The 20,177-nt window shown below is 52.7% G+C and carries 10 protein-coding genes; 1 reads left to right on the forward strand and 9 read right to left on the reverse strand.

Annotated features, from left to right (window positions below):
* Positions 1 to 40 precede the first annotated feature (40 nt).
* Positions 41 to 2,542 (forward strand): TIM-barrel domain-containing protein, encoded by a 2,502-nt coding sequence (locus EKM97_RS08990; RefSeq protein ID WP_125572072.1) that lies wholly within the window; start codon positions 41 to 43, stop codon positions 2,540 to 2,542.
* 51 nt (positions 2,543 to 2,593) lie between these two features.
* On the opposite strand, the gene EKM97_RS08995 is transcribed toward EKM97_RS08990, so the two are convergent.
* The 9 genes from EKM97_RS08995 to EKM97_RS09035 all read right to left on the reverse strand — a co-directional run bounded on the left by EKM97_RS08995 (position 2,594) and on the right by EKM97_RS09035 (position 19,782).
* Entirely contained in the window at positions 2,594 to 3,331 is a 738-nt protein-coding gene (locus EKM97_RS08995) for a YebC/PmpR family DNA-binding transcriptional regulator (RefSeq protein WP_125572073.1), read from the reverse strand.
* 157 nt (positions 3,332 to 3,488) lie between these two features.
* Positions 3,489 to 10,700: a MucBP domain-containing protein gene (locus EKM97_RS09000; RefSeq protein WP_125572074.1), complete on the reverse strand. Its 7,212-nt coding sequence runs from the start codon at positions 10,698 to 10,700 to the stop codon at positions 3,489 to 3,491.
* A gap of 441 nt (positions 10,701 to 11,141) precedes the next feature.
* Positions 11,142 to 11,642: a VanZ family protein gene (locus EKM97_RS09005; RefSeq protein ID WP_125572075.1), complete on the reverse strand. Its 501-nt coding sequence runs from the start codon at positions 11,640 to 11,642 to the stop codon at positions 11,142 to 11,144.
* 114 nt (positions 11,643 to 11,756) lie between these two features.
* The gene (gene glmS / locus EKM97_RS09010; RefSeq protein WP_125572076.1) at positions 11,757 to 13,568 is read right to left on the reverse strand and encodes a glutamine--fructose-6-phosphate transaminase (isomerizing); all 1,812 of its coding nucleotides are present in this window, start codon (positions 13,566 to 13,568) and stop codon (positions 11,757 to 11,759) included.
* Between the two features lie 336 nt (positions 13,569 to 13,904).
* A complete protein-coding gene (gene glmM, locus EKM97_RS09015) occupies positions 13,905 to 15,257 on the reverse strand; it encodes a phosphoglucosamine mutase (RefSeq protein ID WP_125572077.1) in 1,353 nt (450 codons plus the stop codon).
* Between the two features lie 39 nt (positions 15,258 to 15,296).
* The gene (locus EKM97_RS09020) at positions 15,297 to 16,289 is read right to left on the reverse strand and encodes a CdaR family protein (RefSeq protein WP_125572078.1); all 993 of its coding nucleotides are present in this window, start codon (positions 16,287 to 16,289) and stop codon (positions 15,297 to 15,299) included.
* On the reverse strand, positions 16,286 to 17,128 hold the full coding sequence (cdaA, locus tag EKM97_RS09025) for a diadenylate cyclase CdaA (protein WP_125572079.1): 843 nt from the start codon (positions 17,126 to 17,128) through the stop codon (positions 16,286 to 16,288). The genes EKM97_RS09020 and cdaA overlap by 4 nt, the downstream gene beginning before the upstream one ends.
* A 517-nt stretch (positions 17,129 to 17,645) precedes the next feature.
* A complete protein-coding gene (locus EKM97_RS09030) occupies positions 17,646 to 18,305 on the reverse strand; it encodes an ABC transporter ATP-binding protein (RefSeq protein ID WP_125572080.1) in 660 nt (219 codons plus the stop codon).
* Positions 18,306 to 18,315: 10 nt separating this feature from the next.
* Positions 18,316 to 19,782: an ABC transporter permease gene (locus tag EKM97_RS09035; protein WP_125572081.1), complete on the reverse strand. Its 1,467-nt coding sequence runs from the start codon at positions 19,780 to 19,782 to the stop codon at positions 18,316 to 18,318.
* Positions 19,783 to 20,177: the final 395 nt, after the last annotated feature.

Consider the following 20,177-nt stretch of genomic DNA (forward strand, 5'->3'; position numbering starts at 1 on the left):
ACTTGCGGCAAAATAGCGCGTACCAGTAGAGGAGATTTCCATGCAAGCAAACCCGAATACCATCACGAATTTACACGCGTTCGGCCGTGACGTTTATTTTGATTACCACGGCTGGCACGCACGCCTTAGCGGTAGTGCTGCGACCGCGGCACTACGCCTGACCGTCACCGCGGACGCGCACTGGCCACTGCTGCCAACCGTGCCTGCTCAACCGGCAATTGAAAAGCACGCCGACGAAACGATAGCCAGCGGCGGCAGCGGCCAGCAGTACACCCAGCCAATTATCGTGGACGCGAGCACGACAGCACTAACCCTCACTCACGACCAAGTGAACTATGGCGACTGCAGCGTTACCGTATCGGCGGACGGACTGCAAATCGCCCGCCACGGTCAGCAGCTCACCCGTTTTGCGCTACCGCAGCTCACAGCTCATGCTTGGCACGGCCGCGTTGTCGGCACGCCGCAGAGCCGTTTTTACGGCGGTGGCACCCAAAACGGCATTGTCAGTTTGAACGACCGCCTCATTCAAATCAAAAATGAGAATCGCTGGTCGCTGGGCGGCGTCTCCAGCCCCGTGCCTTTCTTATGGAGTACCGATGGTTACGGCATTCTGGTCAACAGCTTCACCCCCGGTGAATACGACTTCTCGGAGCCCCACCGCGGCGTTTTGTTGAGCCATGCTGATTCGGTGTGTGACCTCTACATTTTGCTTGCACCCACCCCAGCGGGGCTCATTCATGGCTATCACCAGCTCACCGGCGCGCCTGCAACCGTGCCGGACTTCACGTACTACCCCGCCCACCTCAACGCCTACAACCGCGATTACTGGGTCCCGGTGACAGCAGACTCTGCCGGCGCCGTGCGGTTCGAGGACGGGCAATTCTACAAGGAATACCAGCCCGTCAAAAAAGAAACCTTCAACACCGGCTACCGCGCTGGGGCGATTCACGTGCAAGACCAAACCCTGCTACCGAACGTTGGCGGCGGGCACGTCAGCTTCACCAATGCGGGACCTGACGGTGAGCCGTCCTGGGCAATTCACGAATCGCTCAACGGTGAACATGACTACCAGTTTTCCGCGCGCGCTGTCATCGACCGCTACCGGCGCAATGGCCTGCCACTGGGCTGGATTCTTCCCAATGATGGTTACGGCGCTGGTTATGGCCAAACAGACGGCTTTGCCGGCGACCTGGCCAATTTGCGCCAGTTTGCCGCTTACGCCGCGCAACGCGGCATTGCCACCGCTCTATGGACCCAGCAAACTTTGCAGCCCGCCGACCCAGCGCACCCGCAAAAGGGCGAGCGCGACTTGCACGCGGAGATTGCGGACGGCATCCGCGGTCTGAAAACTGACGTTGCTTGGGTCGGCGAAGGTTACACCTTCGGCCTCAACGCCACGCAAAAAGCCGCCGCACAACTTGCGGCGGTCAATGCGCGGCCAGCCATCATCTCGTTGGACGGTTGGGCAGGCTCCCAGCGCAGCGCCATTATCTGGACCGGTGACCAGTCCGGTAGCAATTGGGGTAACATCAAGACGCACATCGCCAGCTATCTCAGCACCGGCCTGTCCGGCAATCCGCACGTTGCCAGCGACGTGGACGGAATCTACGCGGGCTGTGACCCGATCATCCAAACCCGCGACTTGCAGTGGAAGGCGTTCACGCCGCACCTGCTGGCGATGGACGGCTGGGGCAGCCGGGCAAAATGGCTTGGTATGGACTTACCGGCGCGCTTTGGCAACATTAACCGCGCGTACCTGGCTTACCACACTAGTTTGTTGCCTTACTTCAAGGCACTAGCAGCAGAGGCAAACACCACCGGTGCGCCAATTATGCGCCCTGTCTGGTGGCGTGATCCTGAAGACGCCTACGCCCACACCACAGACTGTGAAGATGAATTGCTACTTGGCGACGCCATCTTGCTCGCACCCGTTACCACACCCTACCAGCTGCAGGCCAACGGCGACGGCGCGCGCCCGCACGTCTACCTGCCAGCAGGCCGGTGGTTCAACTTTTGGACCGGTGAACTGTTGTCCGGTAACACGACACTCAGCAACGTCTCCGCCCCCTTCACGCAAAGTCCGCTCTTCATTCGTGCAGGAAGCGTTCTGCCGCGCACAACGGCGCACCTAACGCCAACAGAGCGGAGCAGTGCCCGCCAGTTTGATTGGTACCCCGGCGGCAGCGGCGCACTCACGCTCGTTGATGATGACGGCAACACACTCGAGTGGCAAGAAGGTGCCCAGACGCACTGCCGTATCACTTGGACCCATGATGACGCCGCGGACAAGCTACACATTGGCGCCACTACCGGTAGTTACGCAGGCGCTGCAGCCGACTTTCCAACTCAAGTATTCATCGCAGGCGTTACGGATACCGCCGCACTACGCGTCACCGTTGATGGGGCGTCGCAGGAAGCCGCACCACTCGCGGCGCCAAACACCAACCAACCACTCGCTGAGTACGGCAGTCTAAGCGGCATCACGCTTAACTTAGGCACGTTGCCAGCTACTGTCCAAATTACTATTCAACTTCAACACTAATATATATTGTTGCAAACAAAAACCTCCCGATTAAATCGGGAGGTTTTTATGTTATTCAGCGTCTTCAGGCCAGCTGGCACTGGTGTACACGTCGGTAACGTCATCGTTTTCGTCGAGTGCATCCAGCATGTTCTGGAATGTTTCAGCCTTATCTTCGGGAACTTCGATGGTGTTCTGTGGAATCATTGCAAGGTCAGCAGAGGTAAAGTTGAATCCTGCTTCCTTGAGTGCGTCACGAACCGCGGTGAATTCCTTAGGATCTGTGAGAACAACGAAGTCTTCATCCGTCGTCTGCAGGTCGTCAGCACCGGCCTCCAAAGCTGCATCAAGCATCTCGTCTTCAGTTGTGTCAAGATCTTCACGATCAATGACAATCTTACCCTTGCGGTCAAACATGAAGGAAACCGCGCCGGCACCAGCCATGGTGCCGCCGTGACGAGTAATCGCAACACGAACATCGGAACTGGTCCGGTTCTTGTTGTCGGTCATGGCTTCAACGAGAATACCAATCCCGTTTGGCCCGTAACCTTCGTAAGTCACTTCATCATAACTCGTCTTGTCGCCGTCTTCAGCCTTCTTGATGGCACGGTTCATAACGTCCTTAGGCATGTTAGCTGCACGTGCCTTGTCCATCATCAGACGGAGGCCTGGGTTACCGCTTGGGTCAGGACCACCTGCTTTTGCTGCCATGAAAAGCTCACGGGAGATCTTCTGGAAGATCTTCCCACGCTTAGCATCCTGCGCGTTCTTACGGCCTTGGATGTTGTGCCACTTGGAATGTCCTGACATGATAAACCCTCTTTCGTTTAATGTGATATTCACAAAATCGTTAATATTATAGCAAACCTGGGCGCCTGCTTCAACGCTTTCGGGACCGTTTGCGGCACGATTTTGTCTGGAATGTTCGCGGAAGAGTCAGCATGTTTTCTTTACCTTTAACGCCTGGCTAGTTGTGCTTGCGCCGAAGTCCCAGCATACCGAATAAACTCATCATCGCAAGACCCACCCATGCAAGTAACGAATCGTTGCGATCACCGGTCGTTGGCAGCTCAGTATTAGTTCCACTCACTTTCTGTGTCTTCGCCTTTGTTTCGCTCTGCGTATTCGGCACCTTCTTAACAGCGATAACCGTTGACTGCGTATCGGGCAGCATGTGTGATGAATCCTCAGGTTGACCTTCTTGACCAGGTTCGAGTGTGTTATCACCCACGTCTTGCCCTTGAGATCCACCATTTTTAGAACTTCCATCATCCGGTTGAACGATCGGATTGTCCCTTGTGTAAACGACGATGTACACAGCATCGTCATCCCCGAACCGCGCTGTCTGTTCAGAGGTCGCTTCCGAAGCACTGCTGCTTACATGGAATCCGGCGATAAGCGGATTTCTCTGGTATCCAAGGATTCCGCTTGCGGGACTGTAGGTTTTCACACCCGTTACTGGATCAGCACTCTCGGTGAAGGTAACGCGTACCGTGTAATCGGGCGCCAGTGTGTTACCCTCCTGGTCTGTGTAGTGCACTGTCTTCGTAACGGTATCCATTGTCACAATTGGTGCATCTTTGACGTAGACAACCGTGTATAATTCGTCCGCATCGCCGAACTTGACAGTTTGTTCCGAGCTTGCACCTTCGGGACTTGTAACGACGTGGTACCCCTTAACGACCGGGTTCTGCTGATAACCAAGAACGGCACGTTCTGGGTTATAGCTTACCTGTCCCGTAACCGCATCCGTAGATGAAGTAAAGTCCGCGGAGACAGCATAATCCGGTGCCAGACTGTTGCCGTCAGCATCCCGATACTGCACCGTCTTTGTGACCGTATCCGTAGCCGTCGTTGGTGCATTCTTCATGTAAGAAACGGCGGTATTTTGCGTTGGGTCAGCTGGCGTGGCAGGCGGCAAGTAACCTTGGTGTGGGTCATCTGTATTAACCAGTTTCAGCACAGTGCCCATCTCATCGACAGGTGTGTATCCCTGTACAAAAAGCACAATTCCGGTTGTTGGTGTGAGAACCAGGCTCGGATTGTCAGGATTATTTGGATAGTCGATTGTCAACGGAACAATACCCGGAACGTTGATAATGTAATGACCCACGCGTTGATATACATAGGTTACTTCAACGTCACCATCAGCCATATCGCCGCTGGCATTAACCGGTAGTTTAGTTGTATCCAGTACGTATCCAGTTATCAGCTTGGCGGATGTCGAGTAAGCCTCACCGACCTGTTTGGTCACCCCACTTTCGATTCCCAAAACATGCCCTGACTCATCCACATAACGAATCGTGAGCAAATGCTCATCGCGAACGTAGTTAATCATTGTATTTTCCGTTGGGTCAGTAGGTATCGCCGGCGGCAAGTAACCAGCACTTGGATTATCGCTATCCACGGGTACTAATTTCACTCCATCTGTAGTCACTGGCACATATGTGACAACATACGGAACAACGGCTGTTGTTGGTGTTGTCACCTTACCAGGATCATCGGGGTCATTAGGATATTTCACCGTAATTGGCGCGCCTGTCGGGACATTAATAACGTACTGACCTACCGTCTGGTAAACATAAGTCACTACAATATCCGAATCTGCCACACTCCCACTAGCATTGGCCGGCAGTTTGCTCTTATCTAGGACATAACCGTCAATCACTTTCGCAGTAGCGACATACTTGTCGCCAACCCGCTTATTGTCAAATTTACTTGCCGTTAATTGTGTTCCATTTTCATCAACAAAACGTACGGTAACCGCATGGCTATCAAGAACATAATTAATCTCAGTGTCCATCGTTGGGTCATTAGGAACACTCGGCGGCAAGTAACCTTGCGTCAAATCATTCTCATTTAGCGGTACTAATTTGTTACCAGCGCCATCTGTCGGCGTGTAGCCCTGAATATCGGGCACAATGGCAGTTGTGGGCGTAATAACTTTGCTTGGATCATCCGGGTCATTGGGATAATCAACCTTCTGAACAGCACCGTTGGGAACATTAATCACATATTGGCCAACTGGCTGATAAACATAGGTCACCGTTACATCATTGTCCCCAAACACGCCTTGTGCGTTTGGTGGCAACTTTGTACCATCAAGAACATAGCCAGTGATAACCGCTGCTGAACTGCTGTAAGAGTCACCAAATGCAATCGTGGTGACGCTATCCACGGACAAAACGTTACCGTTCCCATCAACGTAGCGAATCGTGAGTTGATGTTCATTCTTCACATATTCAATCACCGTATCAAGGGTTGGGTCTGTTGGTACGCTTGGTGGCAAGTACCCCAAAAGCGGGTGATCACCATTCACCGGTGTCAATCCATTTCCTAATGCATCCGTTGGTGTGTAACCCTCAACGTAAGGCACAATTCCGGTCGTCGGTGTTGCAACCGCACTTGGATTGTCCGGATCATTCGGATAATTAATGGTAGTTGGCACTTCATTTGGAACATTGATTATATAGTGGCCCACTGCCTGATAATGATACGTGACCACAACATCAGCTGTCCCGATGACGCCACTTGCGTTTGTAGGCAGCTGATTATTATCGAGCACGAAGCCATTGATAACTTTAGCACTACTTGTGTAACTGTCCCCCATGCGTTTGGTAACGGCCGGCAGTGACTCAAGTAAATTACCAGACTCATTGACATAGCGAACCGTCAGCGCGTAGTCATTGAAGGCATAATTAATTTCTGTATTGGCAGTTGGATCCGCTGGTACAGCAGGCGGTAAGTAGCCTTCCTCGGGATTATCCGCATTCACAGGGATGAGCCTCTCACCATTGCCGTCCATTGGTGTGTAGCCAGCAACGAATGGCACAATTCCGGTCGTCGGTGTCGTAACTTTACTTGCGTCGTCAGGATTATTCGGATAGTCAACAATCACTGGGCTCGTGGTCGGCACATTGATAATGTAGTGACCCACTGACTGGTAGACGTAGGTTACGGTAACATTCTGCGTATCAAAGACACCACTCGCATTGGCGGGTAGCTTTGTCGTATCCACAACGTAAGCGGGCACTACAGCCGGCACGGTTGCGTAACTTGCACCGACGCGTTTTGTCGTTGTGCGCGGAGCGGCAACCGGATTGCCATCTTCGTCAACCGCCTGCACTGTCAAACCATAGTCAATCGGTGTGAGTTCAAACTGAACAATATCACCATCAAAATCATAACGGGAAATTGCACCTAAACTGGCGAAACCGTTTGGTAAACCGTCATAGTCGGTAACTGCTGAATTAATCACTGTTGTGGGAGTAGTGGTCACCTGTTGATACCCTGCCGGAATCAAGGCGGTATCTTCAGCGGATAAACTCATTGTCAGCGTATCTTTATTATCAACGAGTGTCTTGGTCAGATCACTCAGTGCGATATATTGATCATTACCCGCTGCATCAACGTAGTGGAACCGTGCGGTGATAGTAGATTTACTACTAATAGTAATATTGGCCGCGCTTGTTGCTTTGTTTGTAATCGCAACCGTTGTCCCGTTCAAATAGGTCATCGCTTGCATAAGAGCAGTTCGATTAGACTGGGCAATGAAGTCATCCGTTGTCCCTGAAAGTACAAACCGACCAGTGGTGCTATTTCCAGGAATCGTCCCAACTTCGATTAAAATAGAGCGAACTGCAGACCAGTCAGTAATCTGGTCTGCCGGTACGAAGCCAGTTGTATCATACGTCGTATCAGTCTTGTTGGCTGTATACAGCGTGGTTGAGTAGAGTACCGTGGGTGAGAAACTGTCCCCGACGCTACTTCCCGTTGTGAAGTTAGTAGGCACAGAGATTGGGCCGTTCAATTTGAAGGTATATCCGGAATTTAAGGCATCGCCAACGGTTGGCAAGTTCAGAATGGCTGCTGAATTGTTCGTGTTGGAACCGGCTGTGTTTACCATCGCATAATCAAAGGTTAGTAGCTGATCCCCACGCGCATCTGAGCTGGCCTTGACTGAGTTCGCCGCCGTTACCGGATAAGCGTTCTGATTACCTTGGGCCATGCTAACTGCAATCTGCGCAGCGACAGTTTTAACTGTTACTTTATAAGTCCCGTTAATCATAGTTACGGCGTTCGCATCTCCATCAGTCAAGGACACATCCTTAACCGGATTGATTTGAGGGTCCGACCCGATTGCAGTCGTCGGCGAGGTGAAGTACGAATTGCCAGTCCCGACACTTGCGACTGCATCCTCGGGAATAGCAAAGTTCACTTGGTACCCACCGGCGGAAGTATTAGTATCGATTGATTCGCCAGTGCCGGTGAAATCAAGCTTTACACCCGTCCGTCCATCGGCGGTGGTGTAAGTGGTCACCACGGGATGTAGATTTCCGAACGAGTAACCTGTGTAGACAACATTCTTCAGTAGCACGTAATACAGTATTGGCTCGTAAATGTACCGCGTAGTTCTTGAACCTGTAACCGTACCGACATAACCGCGATCACCAGGAACTGAATCGCCACTGCTAGTCGTGTAGGCAACGATGACGGCCGTCGGCACCGCAATTGTTTGTGTCATGTTCGTGGTCGTCGTGTAGTATGTGCCATCTGCTGTAGTTGCACTAAAGCCATAGTGCCAAACCAGCTTATCGCCGACTTTGAGGGCATCACCATTGGTGTAATTCTGTTGTACGGTTCCCTTAATGTTGAACGGTATCCACCAACCCACGAAGGCTCCCGGTGCAAGGTAGTCGGCAGTTATCTCTGCGTGTGTGAATCCTTGACCACCATTTGCGGTTATCGTGTCATCAAAAGTGGCCGTCCCGGTCTGAGTTGAACCATCAGCGAGCGTGAGTGTGTACGCAAATGTATTCGTTCCGGTGACGTATGCACGGTAGTCTGTGTACCGATGTGGAATCACAATCTGTGTTGCCACGATGCCGTCTGGAACGTCAATGGTAAACGTCCCGTCAGTCACGGCACTAGTCGAGTTCATACTGAAGTACCACGTATTGATGTTCTCGGGGTCGTTGGTCGGATCATCATCAACAATTAGCTGCGTCGCCCCACCAGGCGTGATGTCCATCATCACAGTGGAACTATCTCCACTCGCAATTTGCTCGCTCCATGCCGTACCGGTAGCGGTTAAGACCGTACCATTGGCCAAGGTCTCTTCAAAAGTGGTTGGTCCCGGAGCTGTGTAGGTGGTTGTGGTGGCAGGTGCGTCAATATCAAATTGACCAATGAAAGAAATGGTAGCGCCACTCCCCACACCTACTCCAGCCGGAAAATTGATGAGGATGTCCGTGCCGGCCCCATTTGGTTGTGTAATCGTCACGCCAGCTGGCAGTGTGTACTGCGAATTGTAAACACTCTTGGCAGTTGCATCGGCATCCAAAAGAAAACCCGCGGGGACTGGAATCGTGACTTTTGCCCCCAGTCCATTGATGTACTGGGTTGCACCTGACTGTGTTGCATCATTAAAAAAGCCGCTGGATTCTAAGGGGGCAATCTTGTAGACAAGTGGTGTTTTTACACCCACACTGGTAATTTTGGTACTTGGCGCAATTCGCGTGGGGCTTGTAATGCTAATGGAAGGCTCCACATCTTGATACAAGGTCATCGGATCTTGAGCGATACTATTCACTGACCAAGTAATTGCAAATGAACTTTCACCAATCTGATTGGCACTCAAAACCTTTTTCGCGCTATTACCAACTGTTTTGATGGTCAATGCTACGGGAAGCTGTCCAGTCATCGTGCTTGTTAGCGTAAGAGTTGTACTGCCATCGGCATTCTTTTTACTTGCCCAAGTCCCGGTCTGTGCATTCAACGTTGTATGTGACACGGCATCAATCGTGACCGCCTGAGTTGGAATAGTAAACGCGATAGTATCGCCAACCTCGAGGGTCAATCCCAGGTTGATGACAACACCAGAACCGTCTTGTCCGTAACCAATTTGATTGTTCGACAATGTACCAACAACCTTTGCCTCAGAATCAACGAAGGAGATGGCACCACTAGGGTCGACCACCTGGCGAAAAGCGCTAAACACCGCTTGTTGCTTCAGTGCAGCAACCGCATCCTGAAAAGCGGATGAATTTGCGGCGGAAAGTATTAAATCGCCATAGGCATCCACTTGACCGGTCGTGCCCGCAGGCAAAGTCGCAGCATCCAAAGCTGCTTGTGCCGTTGCTTGCGCGTTCATAGCGGCACCCTGCTTGTCTTCCGTAAGCATGGACGCTGCTTGCACAACTTCATTGTCCATGTTGTTCAAAATTTGAGCCGCACTACTAATTTGGGCCAGCGCATTATCCAAATTATCCTGGCTATTTGCTTGGGCCGATGCTACGAAATCTTGGATCTGCTGTGCTTCAACCTTCTGATGTGCTTGCAGAGCGTGTAGCGCATCGTTGTTGACGATGGTGTCGGTTGCACTCGCGTTTGCGAACGCGTCATCTTGACGCACATATGCTGCCAACTGATCTTGCGTTTTCTGGACACCGCCGACCAAATTAGCAGCGGCCACGTTCACGTCGGCCGCGGACCGCGAATTGGTTGTCATATTTTGGGCAGTGCTTTTTTCGTCAGTACCGGTGGAACTGGTAGCAATGCTAGTTTGTTCTTCGTCGGTTGATTTTTTTGAAACGGCCATCGTGGATGTAGCCGTAGATTTTGCTGTTTGCGTTTTGGGTTCGGCCACATCTACGGACGCTTGTTCCGTGGAAATCTCCTCTTTAGCCTTCACAACTTCAACGGTACCCGCCGTCACCTGATTTAGGGAGACATCCTGACCGACAATATTCTGCAGTTTAGCCAATCCAGCTGCACTAAATGACACGGAGTATGTGCCAGGAACCGCAACGTGCACATCGCTAAAATCAAAATCGGTTAAAGTCCATTGTGCTGCGCTGGCATTCGCAGCCAACTGTACTGAAGGCACGCTAAATTGGCCGCCAACACTAATCGTCTGTGTTCCAATTGATGCAGCCTTCTGATTATTAGCCAAATTGACCGTATTACCCGTATCGTTCGTCGCCGCAGCACTGGCTACAGGCGCCTGGTCCGTCGTATCATCCGCATATGTTACGCGTGCTTGTTGAGCGAAAACTACGCTGGTAAACAAGGCCGTGATTCCCACAACAGTCCAATTTCGGCGTGTCTTGTACAACTTGTAGTGCGTCTTCTTCTCCGTAACTGCTCGTAAAAATCTTCTTCTCGATTTTTTAACCATTACATTCACTCCTCAGCCAAGCATAACGATTCAAGCTTTGGTTATTTGCCTTAATTATAACAGATATGCAATTCGAAATACCTATAATTTACATTGTCTAGGTAATTGTGCCGTTATTTTGATTTCCGTCTAGGGGGAAGCTACCTACGTCTGTGCTGCCGCATGCTTTGTATCATTTGCACATAGGCGTTGTTATGTCGGGATGATGATGCTGTTCTCAGTCGATAAAGCACCAATCAATCTGTAATTGAGTGCAACATTTGTAAGCAAGTATTTTGTTTTCGCTTTGTTGGATAGCGGCAACGTTATGACAGATATAAGCAATTCAATAAAGAAGGATAGCACTAGTTAAATAACTTTTTGACCTGAAATAATCATATAAAAAAACGTCGTTCGAACAAAACGACGTCTCTTTTTCCACTCTAGGGGCTCGGAGTAAGTCTACCGTCGGGATTGACGCAATTTTTCCACACAAAATGCAATCAGCACCGCACACAGTCCGCCGCACATGTCCAAAATGACGTCCTGCACCATCGGCGAACGGCCGCCCGTCAGCGACTGGTGGAATTCATCCAGCGCCGCCAAACCGCCAACGGTCAGTGGCGTCAGTAGCAGCCGCAGCCAATTCGGGGTGACGCGCCCGCGTAGGCCGAGAAAAATACCCAGTCCCAGCACGAAGTAAGTCGCAAAATGCGCAAACTTGCGGATGAAGAACTCAATCATTTTGAAATAGCCACTATGCTGAAGGCTGATGACTTCGCCATCAGCATAATGAATGTTGATGCCCGCTAGCCACTGCTTGCCCGGTTCTCCCGCTAGCAAATGGTGCAGCAGTGGCACCACCGTTTGCTGCTTGTAAGTCATGGCGCTACTAATGAAGAGAATCAGCAGCACCACTAGGGCAACCACCAACCACACGTTCCGCTGAATCCATTGACGCATCCGTTTACTCCATTTCTATAGTCAATATTCTGCTCACTAGCATAGCACCCTAGACGCAAGAAATCTCCCGCGACACGTGGTCGCAGGAGATTTCTTCGGGCTTATTTAACTTGTCTATTCAACGGTGACGGACTTAGCCAGGTTGCGCGGCCGGTCCACGTCGTAGCCGCGGTCCAGGCTAGCGTAGTACGCAAGGAGCTGGCCCGGCACAATCAGTGCCAGTGGTGTCAGCAAGCCGTTCACGCTTGGCACCACGAGTTCATCGTCCGGTTGTGCGAGATCTGCGGTTGCAATGTGCAGAACATTTGCCCCGCGCGCCTGGGTTTCACCAGCGTTGGCGCGCGTGTGCGCCGCAGTCACGGGGTCACTGATGAGCGCGATGACTGGGGTGCCCTCTTCAATCAGGGCAATGGTGCCGTGCTTGAGTTCGCCGGCTGCGAAACCTTCCGCCTGAATATAGGAGATTTCCTTCAATTTCAGGGCGGCCTCCAGGGCAACGTAGTAGTCGCCGCCGCGGCCGATGTAGAAGGCGTTGCGCGTGGTCTTCAGCATTTTGCCAACCAGTTCGTGAATCATGTCCTTCTGGTCGACCAGCGTCTGCTGAGCAGTGGCAACGATGCTGAGCTCGTGCTTGATGTCGAGCTTCTTGGCAGCGGCTGTGCCCTTGAACATCCCTAAAGCCTTGGCCAGCAGTGCGCTGGTGGCAACCTGCGCGGTGTAGGCTTTGGTGGAGGCAACGGCGATTTCCGGACCAGCGTGCAGGCTCAGCGCGTAGTCCGCTTCGCGCGCTAATGTAGAAGTCGGCACGTTGGTGATGGTCAGTGTTGGCAGGTGCATCGTCTTAACCTTAACCAACACCTGGCGAATGTCTGCGGTCTCACCGCTCTGGGTGAGGAAAATGAACATTGGTTTCTTGCTGAGCAGCGGCATGTGGTACCCGAACTCACTAGCAAAATGCACGGAGACCGGCACGCCCGCAAGCTGTTCGAACATTGGTGCTGCAGCGAGACTGGCGTGGTAGCTCGTCCCTGCGGCAACAAAGTACAGGCGGTCGGCACCATCCAGTGTTTTCAGCAAGTCAGCTGGCATCTGCACCTGGCCCTGATCATCAACATAGCTGCTCAGTAAGCGGCGGATGACAGCGGGCTGCTCGTCAATTTCCTTCAGCATGTAGAACGGGTAAGCACCCAGGTCGCCATCCCCTTCGGAAACATCAACCGTGTAGCTGGCACGTTCTTGCACAGCGCCCGCCAAGTTTTCAATGTGGATACTGTCCTTGGTCAGTACCACCAGTTCTTCATCGTGCAGTTCGATGAAGTCATGCGTGCGGTCAAGCAATGCCAGTGCATCAGAAGCAATGGCGTTGAAGCCATCACCCTTCGCAATCAGCAACGGCGACTTGTTCTTTGCGACGTAGAGGGTATCCACGTCATCGCGGTCAGCCAGCGCAAAAGCGTAAGAACCTTCAACCAGCTGCATCACGTGCCGCAGGGCCTCTTTGACGCTCGCCCCATCACGGACGAACTTCGCGATGAGCTGGACGGCGACCTCAGTATCCGTATCGCTCAACAGAGTAACGTCGGCCAGGTAATCAGCAGCCAGCTGCTTGGCATTGGTCAGCACACCATTGTGCACCAGGTAGAAACGACCATCGTTGGAAATGTGCGGGTGCGCATTGGCAACACTGGGCACCCCATTAGTTGCCCAGCGCGTGTGCCCGATTCCCTGTGTGCCCGCAAGACCGGCGGGAATTGCGGCTTCCAGGTTCTTGATCCGCCCAACGCGCTTAATCAGTTCGGGTGTACCAGTTTTAGAATTAACGTAGATACCAGCGGAATCATAGCCCCGGTATTCCAATTTCTTGAGACCACTCAGCAATACTTCCGTCGCGTTTTCAGCGCCAACTACACCAACAATTCCACACATAAGTTATACCTCTTTCTTAATTGGGCTATGCCGATTAACCGGTATTCGCCGCGTCGATGTTTGTAGAATATGCTTTCACGGGCGCCGTGTCAATCTTTTTATTTTTATATTGAGTGTACCTTTCACAATTGGTATACGTTCGAACGTGATTAATTCACAAGTGGCAGTAGCGAAACTGCGACATTATGCGTAGATAACAAAGTTGAAAATACGGGCTTAATAATTCCATGTATACCAATTTAATTTATTAAGAAATGTTAAAGCAGCTTAATATGCAAACGTTGCACAAAAAAAGAACTTCACCGAATTGGTGAAGTTCTTCATGGCGTTCAATAATTAGTTACCCATTTCCTGCTTAACAACGGCGACAATTTCGTCGACGTAAGCACTCACGAGTTCTTCGGTCTTGGCTTCAGCCATGACCCGCAGCAAGCTTTCGGTACCGCTAGGGCGGACGAGAACACGACCGTCGCCGGCCATCTTGTCTTCAACCTGCTTGATCACTTCAGTAATGGCTGGGTAGTTCTTCCAGGCATTCTTGTCGCTAACCGGCACGTTGACGAGCTTCTGTGGGTAGTCGACAACTGGTGCGGCCAGTTCGGACAGCTTCTTGCCAGTTGCGGCCATCACGGAGAGCAACTGGATCCCGGTGAGCATGCCGTCACCAGTGTTGTGGTGGTCAAAGAGAATCACGTGACCGCTCTGTTCCCCACCGATGTTGTAACCCTTAGCGCGCATTTCTTCGACAACGTGGCGATCGCCCACCGCAGTCTGAACGGAGTGCATGCCATTGGCTTCGATGGCCTTGTAGAGGCCGAGGTTACTCATGACGGTGGTGACGATGGTGTCCTGCTTGAGACGACCCTGAGACTTCATGAAGTTACCCAGAATGAACATAATCTTGTCACCATCGACAATGTTCCCGAGTTCGTCAACCGCGATGCACCGGTCGCCGTCGCCGTCAAAGGCGAGCCCAACCTGGGCACCCTTTTCCACGACCATTTTGGCCAGCTGTTCGGGGTGGGTTGAACCCACACCGGCGTTAATGTTGATGCCGTCTGGGTTGGTTGCCATGGTTTCAAAATCCGTGTCCAGGTCAGCGAAAATGCGGCTAACGAGCTTGCTGGTGGCACCGTTGGCGGCGTCGAGTACCACGTGAATGCCCGCGAGGTTTTCGGAGACAGTCTGTTCAAGGAACTGGGTGTACTTCTGTGCACCTTCGGAGTAATCAGCGACGGTCCCGAGACCCTTTGCGCTTGGCCGTGGCAACTTGTCTTCTGGTGCGTCCAGGTAAGTTTCGATTTCTTCTTCGGTTTCGTCGGAGAGCTTGTAGCCATCAGGGCCGAAGAACTTGATTCCGTTATCCTGGGCTGGGTTGTGGGAGGCTGAAATCTGAATTCCGGCAGCGGCGCCCTGCACCTTAATCAGGTATGCAACAGCGGGCGTAGTAATAACGCCGAGCGAAAGTACTTCAATCCCGACGGAGAGCAGGCCGGCAATGAGCGCGTCAGCGAGCATCTGCCCGGAAATCCGGGTATCGCGTGCAACGAGCACCAGTGGTGCCTTGTCGCCCTGCTGGTGCTGGGTCAAAACGTAACCACCCGCACGGCCCAAACGGAAAGCCAATTCTGGGCTCAAGTCCTCGTTTGCAACACCGCGCACACCATCAGTTCCAAAATATTTAGTCATGATTATCTCCATTTCCTCTTTTACAATTCATTATCAGGGTTAATTAACCGTCTCAGCCTCGGCATCATTGCTCTTCGCGGATACCTTGACGTGCACTTTAATTGTGCTTGGATCAACACTCTTGAGGCCTTTTTCGACGTTATTAAGCTTAACTGTTTTATCAGTGGTTTTACTGATACCACTAATATCCACCGGAACCTCGATGCTGTCAATCTTCTTTAGTTGCGCCTTGCTGCCGTAGATGGTGACCTCATTGTTGTCCGCACTCAGCGCATAGGCCTTGCCTGAGACCGCAGTCCCCGACTGCTTAAAGGTCATCGGCACCTTCTTGCTTGGCAAGGTCACAGGCAACTTCACACGCACGGTTTCGGGCGTGGTAACCACGTTGACCGTTTGCCCGTTGCTATCAAGGGCTTGCAACATCACGGTCTGCGTCACCGAGTCGTCCGTGTTCCGGTTCAGGGTCACACTCGCAGAGATTTCAAAAATGCGGTTAATCTCGCTGCGCGCTCCGGTCACCTGCACGGTGTCTGAAGACAGTTGCGGCGTCCCCACCTGGTAACCATCGGCAATAGCGTCCTTGTTATAGTGCACCTGAATCGGCAAGGTTTTGCTAATCCGAGTCTGAATGTTCACTTTAATGGTTTTCGGATTAATGCTATAGGTAAGCTGTTTGCTGAGACCTTGTTGCTGGAGCTTAACGGTGTGCTCCCCAACGCTGAGCTTACGCAGGTCAGCAACCACGCGGAAGTTCTGCGTGTTGGCAACGGCCGTCACCAGCGCCGCGCTCCCCTCCAGTTTGACCTTCACCTTGGCGGGATAGCCAGTAATGAAGTACTTGTCGGTATCCGCGTTCAGTTGCAGGGGCACACTCAATGTTTGCGTCTTAGTCGCCAGAAGTGCAGTGTCCTGCTTGCGGCTTCCTTGGAAGGTATTATTCAGCCGTTCCTGGTTCACGTAGACAAAAATACCCAGCGCGAGGACCAAGGACAGAACCCGGTAAACCCAGGGGCTTTCCCAGAATTTGTTCATTTCTTGGCCCCCCTTTTGAAAATGTTCTCGAAGAATTCGCGGTACGGGTTCCCCGGTTCTTCTTCGGGTGACACGAGCTGCGCGTTCAGGAACTTGAGGTAATCCTCACGCGACAGGTCAATCATCAGGTTGTTGTTGTTCGTGATGGTGACGCCACCGGTTTCTTCAGAGACGACGACCGTGACGGCATCCGTCACTTCACTGATCCCCACGGCGGCGCGGTGCCGCGTGCCGAGGTTCTTCGGAATCGCACTGGATTCTGACAACGGCAGGTAGGCGGCGGCAACCGCGATGCGATTATCCCGAATGATGACCGCCCCGTCATGCAGCGGCGTGTTCGGGATGAAGGTGTTGATCAGCAGTGCCCCGGTGATTTCCGCATCCATTTTGATCCCGGTTTCGATGTAATCTTCGAGTCCAGTGTTCTTTTGAATGGTAATCAGTGCCCCGATGCGGCGCTTGCTCATGTACTGCACGGCAGTGTCAATTTCGCGAACCATCCTGACTTCCTGCTCGCGGGCACTGTCACGGTTATGCCGGAAGAAACTCCCCCGCCCAATGTGCTCCAAGCCGCGCCGGATTTCAGGCTGAAAAATAATCACAATGGCAACGACCGACCAGTTAATCACTTGGTCGATGATGAAGGCCACGGAGCGCAGTTGCAAGTACCACGCGATAATCCGAATGACGGCGATGACGAGCACACCACGGAACAGCTGCACGGCTTTGGTCCCCCGCAGCAGCATGATCAAGCGGTAAAGCACCCACCAAACAACGGCAATATCAATCAGGTTCGTGACGGTTGACCATGTCAACAGACTGCTCAAAATATTCTGCATTAAGTCTCCTCCGTCCATTTACTTATCAAGCGCCATTATACCACCCGGACCACTGCCCGCGCGACTCGCCATTGCCGGTTTAGCGGCATTCCGGCCTGCAAATGTGCAATCTGACTCCGGTGGCGGCCGACTGAGCTACGCGTTGGCGAACTGCGCGGCGGGGACCGCTCGAGCCCCTAACGGGTCTCTCGCTGGCGATTTTGCCGCAAGGTTCGCGTCAAAATACGCGCTCCCGAAATTAGTGTGTGCAGCCGCTGCGCGTCTCCAAACGCTAATTTTTACGCCGCTCCGTTCACCAACGCTCCGCACAGCCAGCCACCACCTCTCTGGTTTAAACATACCCAATGGTCACATCTCCACAGTTATTCAGGCGCCATTTTCATCACAAAAATAGCGCTCAAAACCCGGCCCAATCCGCCCTGGTTTTGAACACTATTTTCAGAACTGAACCAGACTTGCCGGTCCAGCACCCATTCCGTTGAACACCGTCAATCTGATTGCAGTGCGCATTCCCCGATTACTTTTCCACCGTAAATTCGTGATGTGCCAAACGCAGGACGACGTCGCATTGCGCCGCCACGTCCGGTTCGTGGGTCACGATGATCACGCACTTATTCTGCTCGTGCGCAATGTTCTGGAACAAACCAATGACTTCCTTGGTGTTGTCCTCGTCGAGGTTCCCAGTTGGTTCGTCAGCGACCACGAGTGGCGCGTCGCAAACCATCGTGCGGGCAATGGCAACACGTTGCTGCTGACCACCAGATAACTTTTGCACGTTCTTGCCAATCTGTTCTTCGGTCAGGCCCAATTTGCGGAGCATGCTGCGGGCGTATTCGCGGTCGTTCTTGTGCTTACCGCCGGTGATGGCTAGTGCGCTCATCAGGTTTTCCAGCGCCGTCATGTATGTGAACAGGTTGTAGGCCTGGAAGACGATGGACACGTCGCGGCGGCGGAAGTTCGGCAGGCCGATTTTGGCAATGTCTTGACCATCAAACTCTATGGCACCGGCGCGCGGTTTGTCGAGGCCAGCGAGCAGCGACACGAGGGTCGTCTTCCCGGATCCGGACTGGCCGACAATCGCGTAGGACTTGCCCGCCTCAAACTCGAGGTTCACGTCCTTGAACAGGGCGTCGTTTTTGTCGGTGTACCAGTAACTCAAATCTTTTGTTTTTAACATGTTACGCCCCCTATCCAATCAGAACTTTCTTCGGCTGCAGACTCATGATGCTGCCGGCCCCAGCGAAGATGGCCAGCAAAATAATCAGAATCCCAAACGCAAGTAGTTCGAGCATGTACTTCACGCTCACGTGCGTCTTGACCTTAGTAGTTGTCTGCTGCGACTTCGCGGAAGAACTCGAACCCGGCATCTGCTGACTGCCGCCACTCGGTGCCTGTCCACTTGGGCCACCTGTCTTGCCGCCCTGCATACCGCCGAGTGTTGCCTTGTTGGCGGCGGTGCCAAACGTGCTGGTCTGGCTGGAAATGACGGATTCACCAAGCTTGTCACCGACAAACTTGCCGCCGATACCGGCCACCCCAATCCCAATCAACAGGACCACGAGTAGTTCGGTGAAGAACTGGGCAATAATTTTCCAGCGCTTCTCACCCAGTGAGAGCAGCACACCGATTTCGTAGCGGCGTTCGCGAATCATCAAAATGACAATCAGTGCCAGGATGATGGTCCCGGCGATGGCGACCAACCACACAATCTTGTTGGCAAAACTCGTCACGGAACTCATCGACTGCTTAACCATCCGATAGTTGGCGTCGTCACTTTCGAGTGCAAACTTGCTGGTGTTGATCAGCTTCTTGGCCGCAGCCTTCACGCTGCTGACCTTGCCGGGTGCACTTACAGTGAACTCAACGCTGTCGGCAGTGTTCTTGTACTTGCTGCCCTTCAAAGTGTTGGCAAAAGTATAACTGGTGAACACAGTGTTGGCCGGATCACTCTGCCCCGGCATGCCCGTGGTGCTGGCGCTACTCTTGGCCTTGTAAATGCCGACGACCTTCAATGTGTAAGTCTTCTTGGTGCCGGTAGTGGCCTTCAGCTTAATGGTGCTCCCGACCTTGAGATTGTTCTCACTGGCCAGTTCGCTTTCAATGACAACGTTCTGGGTGCCAGCGTCTTTGGCAGTCAAGTTGCGCCCGCTGGTAATTTTGTAGGTACCATCGCTGAACTTACTGCTACTTGCGGTGCCGGTAACCCCACTAACGGAGATGTCGCCACTACTCTGCATCATGCCACCAGGTCCGCCCTGGCTGCTACTGCTACTTGTGGAAATCGCAGAGAAGCCCTTGGCGTTAGCGGAAGTGCTGACACTCACGGTGTAGCCATTCACGTCGCTCAGTTTGTCAATCTTCTTGGCGTCACTCAACTTGACGGACGACATGGTCAGCTTAGGCTTAGTGCCGCTGGTCCCCGGCGTTCCCGTGCTACTGCTGCGCATCTTCTTGAACGCCGCCTGCCGGTTAGCAGTCAGCGTCAGCGAGGCGCCGACACTATCCTTGGCGTTCTGCGTCGCCTCGTTAGCGGCTCCCCGCAGCAAAATCCCCGCGAGCACGAACAGCATAATTGCCGACGTCACTAACACGAGCAGAATGCTGCGTCCCTTGCGCCCAATCAGGTTCAACCAGGCTCGTTTGGCAAAATTCATAGATAAGACTCCTTCGCAGCGCACCACAACTGGCGGTGCGCATTATGATTTGTGAAACACATCATTGCTATGCTGACTATTTTCACGGGTAAATACGAAGAACTTATGTCTATAAAATGTGCAGACCGTGCCCAAACCGGCAAAAATTTTTGCTGTCCGTCAGCATAAGTGTTTTGGCGACGAAGTCGCGCACGGCCTCTGTGCCGTTTTCATACCGCCGCTAGGCGGTGAGGTCGGCAACTCCGGCGTGAGTGCACTTGGGCTGCGCTCCGGAGAACTACGTCGGGCGGGACCGCTCCAGGCGGCTTTGCCGTCTTCCGCTGGCAGATTTGCCGCAAACCCGGCGTCAAATCCGCGCTCCTGAGATAATCTGCGGTGTACACCCGGCAAAATCA

The organism is Lacticaseibacillus songhuajiangensis (assembly GCF_003946025.1).
GTDB lineage: Bacteria > Bacillota > Bacilli > Lactobacillales > Lactobacillaceae > Lacticaseibacillus > Lacticaseibacillus songhuajiangensis.